The sequence below is a fragment of the Dactylosporangium sp. NPDC005555 genome (assembly GCF_040605635.1).
Taxonomy (GTDB): domain Bacteria; phylum Actinomycetota; class Actinomycetes; order Mycobacteriales; family Micromonosporaceae; genus Dactylosporangium.
Genome location: NZ_JBEXDG010000015.1, coordinates 119,229 through 134,328, shown reverse-complemented (window position 1 = coordinate 134,328; position 15,100 = coordinate 119,229). Strand labels below are relative to the sequence as shown.

The window sequence follows — 15,100 nt, the reverse complement described above, 5'->3', positions numbered from 1 at the left end:
AGGACGCAATGGCAAACAGACCGTTGACAGCCTTGGTGCTGCTCACGCTCGTGGCCGGGCTCGGCGCGTGCAGCGAGAACAAGCGCACCGACGAGGACGCCGCGCCCGACGCCAACCGGCAGGCCAGCGGCTCGATCGCCACCGACCCGAAGGACTCCAAGGGCCCGGCGGCGCAGGTACCCGGCGCGGCCAAGGGCGGCACCGTCACCGTCATCCGGCAGAGCAAGGTCTCGCATCTCGACCCGCAGCGGGTGTACTCGTTCGTCGGCCTCACCGCGTCGCAGCTGTACGCGCGGCGGCTCACCACGTACAAGGACGACGGCAAAGGCAAGGTCGTGCTGGTCGGCGACCTGGCCGAGACGCCCGGCACCGACGTCGGCAAGGACTGCAAAACCTGGGAATTCAAGATCAAGGACGGGGTGAAGTTCGAGGACGGCAGCGCGATCACGTCCAAGGAGATCGCCTACGGCATCGCCCGCTCCTTCGACCTGGCGCTGACCGGCGGCCCCACCTACATCCAGGAGTGGCTCGCCGACACGCCGCAGTTCGACACCAAGTTCAACTTCGCCGCGAACAAGACGGCGCTGCCGCCCGGCCTGAGCACCCCGGACCCTCGTACGTTGCGCTTCGCGTTCAACAAGCCGCACTGCGACCTGCCGTTCGCGGTGTCGTTGCCGGCGACCGCGCCGGTGCCGCCCGCGAAGGACACCGGCACCGACTACGACAAGCAGCCGTTCTCCTCAGGCCCGTACAAGCTGGCGAAGAACGAGGCCGGCACCCGGCTCACGTTCGAACGCAACACGTTCTGGGACCCGGCGACCGACTCGATGCGCCACCAGTACCCGGACACCTTCGTCTACGAGTTCGGCCCCGACAACGTCACCCAGACCAACCGGATCATCGCGGACAGCGGCGCCGACGCGACCGCCGTGTCCTTCAACGGCGTCGACTCGTCACTGGTGTCCAAAGTGGTCGGTGACCCCGCCCTGAAGGCGCGCACGCTGCAGGAGCCGACGCCCAGCGAGTACACGCTGACCATCAACAACAACCGGGTCACCGACCTGAAGATCCGCCAGGCGCTCAACTACGCCATCGACCGCGACGGCGTCGTCAAGACCCTCGGCGGCGACACCGTCGCGCGGGGCGTCACCACCCTCATGCCGCCGGCGACGATCGGCTGGAAGAACTACGACGCGTACCCGGCGGGCCGCACCGGCAACCCGGACAAGGCCAAGGAGCTGCTCGGCGGCGCCACCCCCGAGCTCGTCCTCGGCTTCCCCGACGACTCCACCAACCAGGAGCTCAGCACCCACCTGAAGGGCAACCTGGAGAAGGCCGGCTTCAGGATCACGCTGAAGCCGATCGCCGCGGACACGTTCCTCGACGAGACCAAGAAGAAGGACAACCCCTGGGACCTGTACATCGGCTCGTGGGGCGCGGACTGGCCCAGCGGCGCGTCGATCCTGCCGGTCCTCTACGACGGCCGGGCGATCAAGGCCGGCGGCAGCAACAACGGCGCCTCCTACCTCAACCAGACCGCGCTCAACGCCGAGTTCGACCGGGTCCTCGCCATGCCCGTCGCCGACCAGGGCGCGGCGTGGGGCAACCTCGACGAGAAGATCATGAAGGAGTACGCGCCGGTCGTGCCGCTGTACGTCGACGTGATGTTCACGATCCACGGCTCCAAGGTCGGCGGCATCTTCGTCGACTCCATCTGGGGCAGCGTCGCGGTCACCAACGCCTACGTGAAGCAGTGACACCGGGCCTGGTCTCGGTGTCACGGTCCGGCACCGAAAGCCTGCCGGACGAGCCGCACTACGCGGCCAGCATGATGAAGGTGCCGGTGCTCGTCGCCCTCTACCGGGCGGCGGACGCCGGCACCCTCGACCTCGACGCGCCGGTGCCGGTGGTGAACGACTTCGCGTCGGCCACCGGCGCCCGGTTCGCCTGCGACCCCGGCTACGACAACGAGCATCTGGTGTGGGACCGTCTGGGTGCGACCGCGCCGGTGCGTTGGCTGGCCCGCCGGATGATCGGCGCGTCGAGCAACCTCGCGACCAACCTCCTGCTCGCCGTCGTGGGCCTGCCCGCCGTCGCCTCGGCGTGGCTGTCGGTGGGCGCGACCCGCAGCGGCACCGGGCGCGGCATCGAGGACCGGGCGGCCGAGGCAGCCGGGATCACCAACACGGTCACGGCCGCCGACCTCCGGCGGTTGTTCGGCGGCATCGCCGCGGGGACGGTCGCGTCCGGCCGCTCCTGCACCGAGATGCTCGACGTCCTCACGGCGCACGACCAGCGGGCGGACCTGGCGCTCGGCGTCCCGGCGGGCGTGCGGGTCGCGTACAAGAGCGGCTGGGTCGAAGGGGTGCGGCACAGCGCCGGCGTGGTGCTGCCTCCGGATGCGCCGCCGTACGTCGTCGCCGTGTGCACCACCGGGGTGCCCGACGCCGTCGCGGTCATCACCCGTGTCTCGCGGATCGCCTGGGAGGAGCGCCTGTGACCGTCAAGGAGGTGCGGACGCACCGGGTGTCGGCGCCGTTCCACACGCCGTTCGTGACCGCGCTGCGCCGCGCGACGACCGCGGAGTCGCTCGTCGTCGAGGTCGTCGACACCGACGGGCGCAGCGGCTACGGCGAGTCGCCGCAGGTGTGGCAGGTGACCGGCGGGTCCGTCGCCGGCGCCGAGGCCTGCGTGCGGCAGGTCCTCGGCCCGTTGCTCACCGGCCGGGACGCCGACGATCTCAACGGCAACTGCCGGCTCGTGCACCGGGCGGTGCAGCGCAACGAGAGCGCCCGCGCCGCCGTCGACGTCGCCCTGCACGACCTCGCCGCGCGCCGGCTCGACCTGCCGCTCGTCCGCTACCTCGGCGGGGTGTCGCTGTCGGTGCCGACCGACGTCACGCTTCCCGCCGGCGCCGCCGACGCGCTGGTCGCCGCCGCCCGCGACCGGGTCAGTGAGGGCTTCCGGGTGCTGAAGGTGAAGGTCGGCAAGGCTGGCGCCGACGACCGTGACGCGGCCGCCGCCGACATCGCCCGGGTCCGGGAGCTGCGCGCCGCCGTCGGCCCGGACGTGCTGCTGCGGCTGGACGCCAACCAGGGCTGGACCCCGCGGCAGGCGGTCCGGGTCATCCGCGGCATCGAGGACGCCGGCCTCGACGTCGAGCTGGTCGAGCAGCCCGTCGCCCGGCACGACCTCGACGGGCTCGCCTGGGTCAGCGACCGGGTCGGCGTGCCGATCCTCGCCGACGAGGCCGTCTTCGGCGTCCGGGACCTCGTCGAGGTGATCCGCCGCCGCGCCGCCGACCTCGTCAACGTCAAGCTCGCCAAGTGCGGCGGGATCGGCCCGGCCCGCACCCTGCTCGACCTCGCCGCCGCGCACGGCATGGGCACGCTCGTCGGGTCGATGATGGAGACCCAGATCGGCGTCGGCGCGGCGGCCGGTCTCGTCGCGGCGTACGGTACGACGGCCGTCTCCGACCTCGACGCCGCCTGGTGGTTGGCGTCGTCGCCGGTCCGGGGCGGCGTGCGCTACGACAAGGACCTCGTCCACCTGCCCGACGCCCCCGGCCTCGGCGTGACCCTGGAGCAGCGATGAGACAAGCCTCTGTCGGCGTGCCGGTGGCGACGCTGTGGAGCGCGCCGGACCGCACCCGGCCCTCGGACACCGCGGCGTCGCGGGACACGCCCGACATCGGCGCGTGGATCGCGGCGATGACCCCCGACGAGCAGACCGGCAGCTCCGTGGTGACCCAGGCACTGCTCGGCGAGGAGGTCCTGGTCGAGCAGGATCACTCCGACGGCTGGTCCCGGGTCCTGCTCCCCGCGCAGCCGTCCGCCGGCCTCGACCCGCGCGGCTACCCGGGCTGGATCCGCACCGCCCACCTCACCGCTCCCGCCACGGACGGCACGCGGCTCGTCATCGACGCGATGTCCACCACCCTCGCCCGCTCCCCCGGCGGCCCGGTCGTCGTCCCGGGCGTGGTGCTCGGCACCGTCCTGACGCCCGCCGGCCCCGCCGACCGCGGCTGGCTGCCGGTGCACGTCGCCGGGCACGCGGAGCCGCTGTGGGCCCCCGAGGACGACCTCGCGCTCCTGCCGTCCCGCCCGCCGACCGGCGACGAGGCCCTCGCCGTGGCCCGCCGCCTGCTCGGCGCCACCTACGTGTGGGGCGGCCTGTCCACCCTCGGCGTCGACTGCTCCGGCCTCGTCCACCTCGTCTGGCGCCGCCTCGGCGTCACCCTCCCCCGCGACGCCCACGACCAGGCCGCCGCGACGACCGCCGTGCCCCCTGGCGACGAACGCCTCGGCGACCTGTTCTTCTTCGCCCGCCCCGGCAGCCGCGTCCACCACGTCGGCATCGTCGTCACCCCCGCGGGCGCCACCCCCGCCAGACTCCTGCACGCCGCCCCCGGCGCACACCGCGTCGTCGAGGAGCCGATGCCCGCCCAGCGCACCGAGACCCTCGCCGGGACGCACCGGCCCTGACCATCCGTCTACGACGACGGACAATTGGGTGCGACCGTGACCGTCGCCTGCGCGTCGAGCACGACCGAGATCGTGGCGCCGTCCTTGAGTGGGAGGCACTGCAGCTGACCGCCCCGCCGGACGATCAGGACCTGGTCCTCGGGCTTCGGCGCGAACCATGCGAGGCCCGCCGCCACAATCAGCGCCGCCATCGCCGCGGCCGTCGCCAGTTTCGACCACCGGAAGCGCCGGTGCACCCGGCCGATCTCGGCCCGATGGCCTTCGCGGAGGCGGTCGTACGTCGTGAGCACACGCTGGACGCTCCCGCCGTGCGCGTCCGCCGCCAACCACGTGGCCGTGGCCGCCGCGAGCACGGCGAGCAGCACGAGCGCGCCGATCACGATCCGCCAGGCTCCGTCGAGCTGGTCGGACGTCCGCGGCCCGCCGGCCAGGGCGGTCAGGCCCAGCAGGCCGGTGAGCGCGCCGATGGTCGCGGCCCAGCGACCAGCGAGGGCACGCATGGCGGGCAGCGCCTCCGCGTCCGTCCTGTCCGCGCGCCCCTGCCAGGCCCGGTCGTCGTCGGTGACGACCTCCTCGACGGCCTGCAACCGCCAGCTCACGGCGTGCCGTCCGGCACCAGCAGGAGATACCCGGCCCGCCCGCACCCGCGCCCGTCCGGCGGAGCGCCGTGCTCGGCCGCGCAGGCGCACACGACGAGCACCTTCTCCGATCCGTGCCGCGGCAGTGCCTTGGTGTCCGGATCGACCGGCACGCCGTGCGCCACCCACGTGGACCGGACGAGTGACTCGGTCGGATGCGCGCACGTGGGGCAGTCGCCGGCCAGCCGCACACCATCGGGTATGTCCGTCACCGTCCACGTCCGCTGGATCTCGCCGGCCCAGCCGACCGGCGTCTCCTTCTTGTACGGCACGCTCATCCGTCACCGCCCGTCGCTCGGCGTCATCTGCGGCGACCTTAGCGACCCGCGCGGAGCGTCGTCGAGTCGCGCGACGATCGGATCGTCACCGCGTGATAGCCTACCGCGACCACGGCGGCCAAGCGGTTCTCGCGGAGGAGGGCCATGAGGGTGGCCCGGCACGCGCTGCTGATCGGGGTTCCCGATTATGACAGCGGTGCCTTCGCGACCATCCCGACCGTCCGCAATGACCTGCGGCGCCTGCACGACGTGCTGAAAGCCTCCGGCTATGACCGCGTCAAGATGGTCCCCGCGCTGGGTGACGACGTGCACAGCTCGCGGCTGGTGACCCGGGCGGAGATCCAAGACGAGCTGCGGCAGGCGTGCGCCGGCGCACCCGAGGGCGGCGTCCTGTTCATCTACTTCAGCGGGCACGGGCTGAGCCGCAACGGCGTCGACTACTTCGTGCCGGGCGAAGTGCGCTCGCTCCAGCAGGCCGCCGCCGACGAGACCGTCCTCGTCAAACTCGACCTCAGTCCCTATCTCGACGCGTGCCGGGCCCGTGCGGTCGTCCTCGCCATCGACGCGTGCCGGGACAACCTCGAGCCGTCGAAAGGCGTCTCACTGGTGGCGCCGCCCGAGTTCGGCCGCGGCACGGTCAACGAGCAGCACCGCACGCGCGTCGCCACCCTGTATGGGTGCGACCGCGGGGAGTTCTGCTATTTCAACACCCAGCTGGAGATGAGCTTCTTCGCCGACGCGTTGTGCACCGTCCTGGCCCCGGAGCACAAGGCGCGGACGGTCGTCGAGATCCGCGACGCCGCCGAAGCAGCCCTGCAACGCCAGATGGCCGCGTACAGACCGGATCGCGAGCAACACGTCTACCTCGACACCACCATCGGCTACGGCGCCCTCGACACCGAGGCGATCTGTGAGGGCCTCGCGGATCCGTGGCGGCTCGCGGTGCATCAGTCCAGGTTGTGGAGCCTGCGCGCCGACCACGACGCGGCCCTGCGCTCGTCGATCGAGGACATCGCCTCGGACGCCTGGAACGTCTGGCAGATGGCCGGCGCCTCATGGCCCGACGACCCCTGGTCCGATCCCGACTACCCGGTGCGCTGCCTCGCCCGGCTCGACGACCTCGTGGAGTCGCCAGCGGAGCTGTCGAGCGTCGAAGTCGCCGCGCTGCTCGCCGCGCCGTTCCTGGCCGAGGCCGTGCACGCCGACGGCATGCACGGGCTGCTGCGGCACGACCCGCGAAACCTGTCGACCGGCGTCTCGACCGACAGCGGCCGGCAGGAGCTGGAGGCCGTCCACGCAAGCAACTTCCGTGTCCGGGACAAGGCGATCCTGCTCGCCGGAGGGACGGCCGACGAGGGGACCGTGCCTCCCGATCCGGACGTGGCGGCGTTGCGCGCCTGGCTCGCCCATCGCTGCGTGCTCCGCCAGGTCCGGCTCTGGCAGGACCCGAGCTCCAACACGGTCGCCGCCAGGCTGTCGGCCCGCTTCGCCGAAGCTGTGGAATGGCGCGAGGACTTCCGCGCCGAGCCCGCCGCGATGATCCGCGGCATCGCTTCGCTGGTCGCGGCGTCGGCGGACGAGCTGGACGGCGTAATCGACGGGCGGGCGGAGGGCGAGCGGGCGGTGGCGGCCGCCACGATCCAGGTCACGCTGCCGGGCTCCGCTGGGCAGCGTCCCCGGCTGCGCGGCCGGACCCTCGCCGTCCTGCTCGGCGTCGCCGGCCAGCTCGCCCTGGACGTGCGCAGATGGGGCGAGGTGATCGTCGACCACATCGGGGTCAACGATCCTCTGAACACCGCCGACCTGCCCGGCGTCCTGAAGGCGGCGACCTGGGAGATCACCGACAAGCGGCGCACGCTGCGGCTGGAGGCCCGGTGCCCGCACCCGGCGGTGCATCTGGCGCTGCAGGAGGTGGCCGATGGCGTGCACCAGCAGCTCACGGCGGCGCACCGCTGGAGCGGTCCAACCGGTGACGAGCCGCCGATCGCCGCTCTGCCGCTGTTCGTCGATGCCCGCGACCTCAGGGCCAAACCCGAGGCCGGCCGGCCGTCGTACGAGACGCCGCTGCTGCAGTTCCGGCTCGCCCACAACGAGGTGCGCGAGCTGCTGATGGGCGTCCGGCTGTACGGCGACCCGGCCCTCGCGGTGCGGGAGCTCTACCAGAACGCGCTCGACGCCTGCCGGTACCGCGCGATGCGCGCTCGGTTCCGCGGCCAGACGTATTCCGGGCAGATCCGCATCGAGCAGGGCGTCGAGCACGGCCGCCACTACATCGAGTGTGTCGACAACGGCATCGGCATGGGCCGGCGGGAGCTGGAGCAGACGTTCTCCCGGGCGGGCCGCCGCTTCGTCACCTCGTCGACGTTCCTGTGGGAACAGGCCCAGTGGCTGGAGCGCGACGAGCAGCTGCGGCTGTGGCCCAACAGCCAGTTCGGCATCGGCGTCTTCAGCTACTTCATGCTGGCCGACGAGATCCTCGTGGAGAGCAACCCCGTCGACCGCAACGCCCAGCCGGGCGACGAGGTCCTGCAGGTCCAGATCCCGAGCGGCGGCAGTCTCTTCCGCATCAAGACGGCCCGTCCGCACAATCCCCACCCCGGCACGATCGCCAGCGACGGCGGCGCCCGCGTCCGCCTGTACCTCAAGCCGGAGGAGGCCTCGAAGGTCTCCAGCCTGGACACCTTGACCAAGCTGCTGTGGTACTCCGAGTTCGACGTCGTCTGTGTCGAACAGGACCGAGGCGACCGGCACTGGCAGCCCGGCCGGTTGAACCCACCCGCCGACACCGTGACATGGCACATTCCCGTCACGAGCGACGGCCCGGCGGCGGACACGAACGTCTGGTGGGTGAGCGGCAAGGGTGCCCTGCTGGCTGACGGGATCGCCACCGACCAGACACCGTCCGGCTTCGTCGTGAACCTCACCCGCGAGCACCGGCCGAACCTGTCCGTCGACCGGAACAGGTTGGAGCAGTGGAACCATGCCTGGGTTCAGGCGCAGCTACGGTTGGCCACGAGATCCGCTGACGAGGTCATCGACAGGATCGACTTCGACTGGCTGCAGCGGCTGGCAGTTGCCGCACCTGAGGCCGCGCAGTTCTTCGTCGAGCTTCTCGAGCGCGGCGACCGAGCACTGCCGATCCACATAGCCAGCGGCAATTCCCGGACGGTGCCGATCGGGGACGTCGGAGTCTGGCCGCTCGACCTGGCAGTCCTCGCTGCTGCGCACCGCTGGACCGACGCAATTGGCGTGATTCCCGCGTCGTCACGCTGGGACATGGACCGCGCGGCCATCGACATGTCACGCATTGCGGTCTGGCGTGCGGCAGGATATCCGGTCGCGCAGCTGACGCGCTGGGCGCTGACCAGCGACCTGGATCTTGTTCCACGTTCGAGCCGGGGGCATCCGCACCTCCAGCCGCTGGACTTCACACTGGCGATGGCCCCGGCTTCCTTCCCGAGCAGTGATGACCTGCAAACATTCGTGACGATCAGCCGTTCATCCGGCGAGACGCTGGCGTCGTTGCTGCTCCGCCTGCGCCGCCTCGTGATCCACGGACTTCGGCCACCTTCGGCGCGGAGGCACGGATGGGACCGGCCGGCCGACGACCTCGACGTGACACTCACCGAGGCGCTGGTCGGCGCGACGCCGATCCACGCCGCGATCAGGACGTCGGCGGCCCGGCGAGTTCCGGTGCGCGCCGTGCTGGACCGGATGACAACATTTGCAGACCTCGATGCGATGGTGTCGCCGGCGATGGTGGACCCGCAATATGTGTGCACGATGCCGGACACCGGCGCCCTGGGCCGGCTGCCGCACCGGGAGCCGGGATGCGATGCCCGTTATTGGATCACCGATCTGATGCGCTCCACCTCGGTGGATGCGCTCGTTCGCGCACTCGGCCCGCCGTTCGAACGCCTCGACGAGATCGCAACGGCCGCAGTGCAGCGCTTGCCGCTCGAAGCGATGCTCTCCCGGCACGGCGATCCCTCGAAGCGGTGGTTGCGCGGTGATCTCGGCCTTGATGACGTCGTCCTCGCCAGCGCGACGATCGGTGAACCACCCCTGCGCACCGTGGAGATGCTGCGGAAGTACGCAGATCTGCTGGACTTCCGGGTTCCCGAAGGTGCGGAGGCACTGCCGGCCCGACCGCCGACACACGACGAGACGGTCGCCCTGCGCGCCGTCGCCGGGGTGCCCGAACACCTCCTCCGCGACGAAACGCCCGATGCGGGGGCCACCATCCTGGCGCTCGCCACCAGCGCCTGCGGCATCGGTCCGGCGGTTCTCGCCGGACGCGTGGCGCCGTGGGTCGGATACGGCTGGCCGGACCTGTCGCGAGACGCGTCGCGCCTACCGGACCGACCGGCGACCAGGCAGGAGGCAACAACACTGGCCATCGCATCGGCGTTCGAATGGACCGTGCGACCTCCTGGCATCGACCAGGCGACGTTCGAGGCGATTGCCAGCACGTGGGGAATCACCTCGGTGCGTCTCGCCGAAGGTGCACTGCCTCCGATGCGGACCGTGCCGTACCCCAAGGATCAGTGGGCGACGCTCGAGCCACGGGACCAGGTCGTCCTCTCGCGAGATCTCGATCGCGACGAGCCCTTCCTAGGTGGCATGCTCGACCCGCTGCACATTGCCAGAGCAGCCGACGACAACGACGAGACCATCCAGCAGACGCTGGACCGCGTCAGCCGGCTGGCAGACCGGTTCCCGGTCGCCGCGGCGACATTTCCGTGGGGGCGACTGGCCGACCGTCCGCTGTCGACGGAGTACAGCCGCCTGTCACCGGCCTACTTCGGAACGCGACCCTTGACGGCATTCGACAGCGAACGCACGGAAACGGTGGCCGCACTGTACCGGGCGTTCGCGATCGTGTGGCCGTTGATCGACGCGCCCGACCTGGATGAAACAACGCTGGCAGACCTCGAATTCGTGCCGGACGCCTGCGACGATGCGCTGCTGGAGGACGAGGCATTTCTCGGCGCTCCGGACTACACGTCGCCGGACGACGCTCACGAACCGGTCCGGGACTGCATCCTGCGCGCGATCCAGCGGGCGGGCCGGTTCGCATGGCCGGTGCGCGAAGTGGTCGAGCGGATACACCGGTTCGCGCCGCTGCTCAGGTACCTGCCGCCGATGCCGCCGCCGGAGATCGCGGAGCACGTACCGGACTGGCAGGATCTCGTCCTGCTAACTCCCGGGTGTGACGGGCGGGACCTGCTCACCACGGCAGACCTACGGGACGGGCACGTGGCGCTGGCGGCCCGCGAGACCGGGCTCAGCGAGGCGGAAGTCGTCGACAGACTGCGGCGGTACGCCGGCTACTGTGGCTTCGAGGTCTGAGGCCTATTGCGGCATCGCGGTTGTCGATGTTGGATGGCGGGCGCGGCGGCCATCGAGGCGGCAGCGCAAGGAGGCTGCGGTGCTCGCACTGCTCGGCCGGTGGACCGCCAACCACCGGATGCTCGTCCTCGCAGGCTGGGCCGTGGTCGCGGTCGCCGGTGCGGTGTTCGGCGGGTCGGTGTACGACCGGACCCAGACCGTGGACGCGTTGCGGCCCGGCGCGGAGTCCACGGTCGCACAGGCGCGCATCGACGAGCTCGCTCCCGAGGGGGAACGGGTCGTCGCGGTCATCTCCGGGCGGGACTTCAACGCGACGGAGCTCGTCGGGGACGCCAGCCGGATCATGTTCGAGATCCGGGCGATCCCCGGGGTCGCCGAGGTCACCGACGCCTACACCGCCGGGTCCGGGCAGGTGTCCGCCGACAACCAGAGCTCGCTCGTCACCGTCGAGCTGAAGCCCGGCCTCAGCGACGCCGAGGCCCTCGCGGTCGCCGACCGGGTCGCCGCCGCGCTGCACCGCATCGACGCGCCGAAGGTGCTCGTGGGTGGGGAGATCCTCGCCGAGCGGACGTTCGGTGAGCAGGCCGTGAAGGACGCCGCGATCGGTGAGTCCGTCGCGCTCGTCGTGCTGTGCGGCGCGCTCGCCGTCATCCTCGGTGGGCTGCTCGCCGGGAGCCTGCCGCTGGTCGCCGCGCTCGCCACGGTCGCCGCGACGCTGCTCGCACTCACCGGCCTCGCGAGTGCCGTGCCGGTCAGCGAGTACGCGGTCAACGTTGTCACGCTGCTCGGGCTCGGGCTCGCCGTCGACTACAGCCTGCTGATCCTCACCCGCTTCCGGGAGGAGCGCGCCGCCGACCGGAAGGCGGCCGTGCCGGACCTCCTCGCCACGACCGTCGCGACCGCCGGGCGGGCCGTGCTCGTCTCCGGGCTCGCCGTCGGTGCCGCCCTGGTGGGGTTGTTCGCGTTCGCGGAGCCGCTCCTCGCCGCGATGGCGCTCGGCGGGGCGCTGGTGGTCTGCCTCGCGACCGTCGCCGGGCTGACGCTCGTCCCGGCCCTGATCGCCGTGGCACACCGGAGGATCCCTGCGCCGAAGGTACCGGCGGCGAAACGGAAACCAGGACTGCTGGCGCGGCTCGCGGCCTTCGCGCAGCGGCGGCCGGCACTCGTCGCCCTCGCGGTGACCGGTGCGCTGGTCGTGCTGAGCCTGCCGCTGCTGCAGGTCACCCTCGCCAACTCCGACGCCCGGTCGCTGCCGACCCGCAGCGAGGAGCGCCTCGCCTACGAGGCCGTCGAACGCGACTTCGCCAAGTGGACCACCCAGCCGGTCACCGTCCTCATCGAGGCCGGCGCCGCCGAGCCGCGGGCGCAGGCGCTGCTCGGCAGGATCCGTGAGCTCACCGGCGAGCAGGAGCTCGACCTGCGCACCGGCCTGCCCGCCGGCGTCACCGTCGTCGACCTGCGCCCCGAAGGGCCCGCCGGCGGCGAGCCCGCCCAGCGCCTCGTCCGGCAGCTGCGCGACCTCGACACGCAGGTGCCGGTCCTGGTCGCGGGGCCGGCCGCGGAGCTCATCGACGCCCGGGAGTCCACGGCGTCGCGGCTGCCGATCGCGGTCACGGTCATCGTCGTCGCCACCGCGATCCTGCTGTTCGCGCTGACCGGCTCCGTCGTCGTGCCGGTCAAGGCCCTGATCATGAACGTCCTCACGCTCCTGGCGACCCTCGGTGTTCTCGTCGCCGTCTTCGAATGGGGCTGGGGGTCGGCGCTGCTCGGCTTCGAGCCGTGGGGTGCCCTGGACATCACCACGCCGCTGCTGCTGTTCGTGTTCATTTTCGGTCTGTCGATGGACTACGAGGTGTTCCTCCTCGCCCGCATCAAGGAGGAATGGGACCGGCGCACGAGCGACGACCGGGCCGCCAACGACCGGGCCGTCCTCGCCGGCATCACCGCGACCGGACCCGTCGTCACCACCGCCGCCCTCGCGATCGGCATCGTCTTCCTCGGGTTCGCGCTCGGCGACCTGATCGCGGTCAAGGAGATCGGCGTCGGCATGACCGTCGCCGTCCTGCTCGACGTGACCGTCGTGCGCGGGCTGCTCCTGCCCGCCACCATGTCCCTGCTCGGCACCGCCAACTGGTGGCGCCCGCGCCGCCGGTAGTTCCGCGGATCCGCCGCGGCGGGCGGCGCGGTGACACCGGCCGGGTCCGAGCGGAACTGTTCGACCCATGGCAGGACCGGCATCCCGGTCCTAAAATCCGTTCGGCGCGCGCCGCGCTCAGGGGAGGGCACCAGTGTCGTCGTTCGGATTCAGCCGCCGTGCCGCACTGCGCGGCGCGGTCGCCGCGGGTGTCGCCACGGCCACCGTCGCCACGGCCGCCCAGCGTGCGCAGGCCACGCTGCCGGGATCCAAGGGGAGGATCACGTACCGGATCGGCACCGACATCTGGATCGCCGAGGCCGACGGTTCCTCGCCCAGGGTGCTGGTCGCGAACTCGCCCGCCGACACCGGGCGGGGCAGCTGGGCGCCGGACGGCTCCCGGTTCTTCTACGGCAACGGCCGGCGCCGCCCGGAGTCGATCCGGGCCGACGGCACCGGCCGGTACGAGTTCCCATGGACCCGCGGCGGGGAGATCTCCGACCTCGCGGTCTCGGCCGACGGCCGGTACCTGTATCACGCCGCCGGGCGGAAGCTCAGCTACGCCGGCACCGACGGCACCTGGATGCAGAGCGTGCCGGTGTACGACCGGCCGATGGACGGACCGATCGACCAGTCCCCGGCGGTGTCGGTCGACGACGTGGTCGTCTTCACCAGCGCCGTCACCGACTGGCTGTCCGACATCTACCGGGTCGACGGCCAGCGCTCCGTCACGAAGATCATTACCAATGGGCGCGAGCCGGACTTCTCGCCGGACACGACGAAGCTCGTCTTCTCCCGGTACGACGCCGAGCGCAACTCCTGGCACGTCTGGCTGGCCTCCGCCGACGGCACGAACCAGCGGCAGCTCACCACCGCCGGTGTCCAGAACCGCGGACCGGTGTTCTCACCCCACGGGGATCTCGTGCTGTTCAGCTCGGGGACCGGGATCAAGCGCATCGACATCGCCACCGGGCAGGTCACGGATGTCCCCGGCACGCAGAACGCGAGCTCGCCCACGTGGCAGCCGGTCCTCACCAACTACGTGACCCGGGTCTGGGGTGCGACCGCGCTCGGCACCGCCGTGGCGACGTCCCGGTACAGCTACGCGACCCACGGCGCCGGGCCGATCGACCCTCGCTGGCCCGCGAAGGCCGTCGTCCTGTCCCGCGACGACACCTACCTCGACGCGCTCGGCGGGTCGGCCCTCGCCGTACAGAAGGAAGGGCCGCTGCTCATCACGCCCACGAGGTCCCTCGACCCGCAGACGAAGGCGGAGATCGACCGGCTCCTCGGCGGATCGGGCACCGTCTACCTGCTCGGCGGGCTGGTCGCGCTGTCGGCGAAGGTCGAGCAGCAGCTGACGTCCGCCGGCTATGCCACGGTACGGCTCGCCGGGCGCGACGAGTACGAGACGGCCATCGCGATCGCCCGCGAGATGACCCCGAACCCGGACACCGTCATCGTCACCACCGCCCTGAAGTACTACGACGCACTCGCCGCGGGTGCCGCCGCCGGGGCGAGCCGGGACACCGTCATCGTGCTGAGCGCCGGCGACACCATGCCCGCCTCGACCGCCGCGTATCTCAACGGGATCGACCCCACGCAGCAGGCGGTCGTCGGCGTGGGCGGCCCCGGCTGCCGCGCCATCGAGAACGCCTACGCCCGCAAGCAGCTGCCGTCGTGGCGGTCGCGGCCGTACTGGCCGGTCTCGGGCGCGACCGAGTTCGAGACAGCGGTCGCGGTGGCCGAGTTCTTCTTCACCAGCCCACACGTCGCGGCCGTGGCCACCGCCACCACCTGGTACGACGCGCTGACCGGCGGGGCGATGGCCGGCTGGTACGGCGGCCCGCTGCTGCTGAGCACGCCTGGCAGCCTCAGCCCGCAGACCGAGGCGTACCTGAACCGCTGCGCCGCGTCGGTGCGGTGGCCGACGCTGCTCGGCGGCCCCCTGGCACTGAAGCAGAGCCTGGTCGAGCCACTCGGCGAGGCGGTCTCGGCGCCGGGCCAGTCGGTCTACCTCGAGTCGACGGAGACCTGGGAGCCGTTCCAGGCCGCCAGGTCGTCGCTGCGCCGCGTGGACCCGCCGCCGCGGCTCAACAACACCCGCCCCGTCCCGCCGTCGGACGGTGCTGTGTAAGCCCGGGGATCCGCGTCCGCGCTGAGGCGGGAGCTGTGGCAAAGACGCGACGGGGAAGACCGTCCCGGCGATGACGT

9 protein-coding genes are annotated in these 15,100 nt (G+C 71.8%); 7 read left to right on the top strand and 2 right to left on the bottom strand.

Annotation, left to right across the window (positions count from 1 at the left end):
* Window positions 1–8 precede the first annotated feature (8 nt).
* From ABZS58_RS19415 to ABZS58_RS19400, 4 genes are read left to right on the top strand one after another with little or no spacing between them, the layout of a single operon-like run.
* Complete coding sequence (locus tag ABZS58_RS19415; RefSeq protein WP_354783242.1) at window positions 9–1,757, top strand: ABC transporter substrate-binding protein; 1,749 nt, start codon at window positions 9–11, stop codon at window positions 1,755–1,757.
* Complete coding sequence (locus ABZS58_RS19410; RefSeq protein WP_354783240.1) at window positions 1,754–2,500, top strand: serine hydrolase; 747 nt, start codon at window positions 1,754–1,756, stop codon at window positions 2,498–2,500. The genes ABZS58_RS19415 and ABZS58_RS19410 overlap by 4 nt, the downstream gene beginning before the upstream one ends.
* Window positions 2,497–3,594 carry a dipeptide epimerase gene (locus ABZS58_RS19405; RefSeq protein WP_354783238.1) on the top strand — a complete coding sequence of 366 codons (1,098 nt, stop codon included), beginning with the start codon at window positions 2,497–2,499 and terminating at the stop codon, window positions 3,592–3,594. Before ABZS58_RS19410 ends, ABZS58_RS19405 begins: the two co-directional genes overlap by 4 nt.
* The gene (locus tag ABZS58_RS19400) at window positions 3,591–4,484 is read left to right on the top strand and encodes a C40 family peptidase (RefSeq protein WP_354783236.1); all 894 of its coding nucleotides are present in this window, start codon (window positions 3,591–3,593) and stop codon (window positions 4,482–4,484) included. The genes ABZS58_RS19405 and ABZS58_RS19400 overlap by 4 nt, the downstream gene beginning before the upstream one ends.
* 8 nt (window positions 4,485–4,492) lie before the next feature.
* Here the strand turns inward: ABZS58_RS19400 and ABZS58_RS19395 are convergent, their stop codons facing one another.
* The gene (locus ABZS58_RS19395) at window positions 4,493–5,083 is read right to left on the bottom strand and encodes a hypothetical protein (protein ID WP_354783234.1); all 591 of its coding nucleotides are present in this window, start codon (window positions 5,081–5,083) and stop codon (window positions 4,493–4,495) included.
* Complete coding sequence (locus tag ABZS58_RS19390; RefSeq protein WP_354783232.1) at window positions 5,080–5,400, bottom strand: hypothetical protein; 321 nt, start codon at window positions 5,398–5,400, stop codon at window positions 5,080–5,082. The genes ABZS58_RS19395 and ABZS58_RS19390 overlap by 4 nt, the downstream gene beginning before the upstream one ends.
* A gap of 144 nt (window positions 5,401–5,544) precedes the next feature.
* On the opposite strand from ABZS58_RS19390, the gene ABZS58_RS19385 reads away from it, so the two are divergent.
* From ABZS58_RS19385 to ABZS58_RS19375, 3 genes are all read left to right on the top strand, one after another.
* Complete coding sequence (locus ABZS58_RS19385; RefSeq protein ID WP_354783230.1) at window positions 5,545–10,752, top strand: caspase family protein; 5,208 nt, start codon at window positions 5,545–5,547, stop codon at window positions 10,750–10,752.
* Between the two features lie 79 nt (window positions 10,753–10,831).
* Entirely contained in the window at window positions 10,832–12,907 is a 2,076-nt protein-coding gene (locus ABZS58_RS19380; protein WP_354783228.1) for an MMPL family transporter, read from the top strand.
* Between the two features lie 133 nt (window positions 12,908–13,040).
* Window positions 13,041–15,023, top strand: a complete 1,983-nt coding sequence (locus ABZS58_RS19375; RefSeq protein WP_354783226.1) for a cell wall-binding repeat-containing protein — start codon at window positions 13,041–13,043, stop codon at window positions 15,021–15,023.
* The last annotated feature ends 77 nt before the right edge of the window (window positions 15,024–15,100 follow it).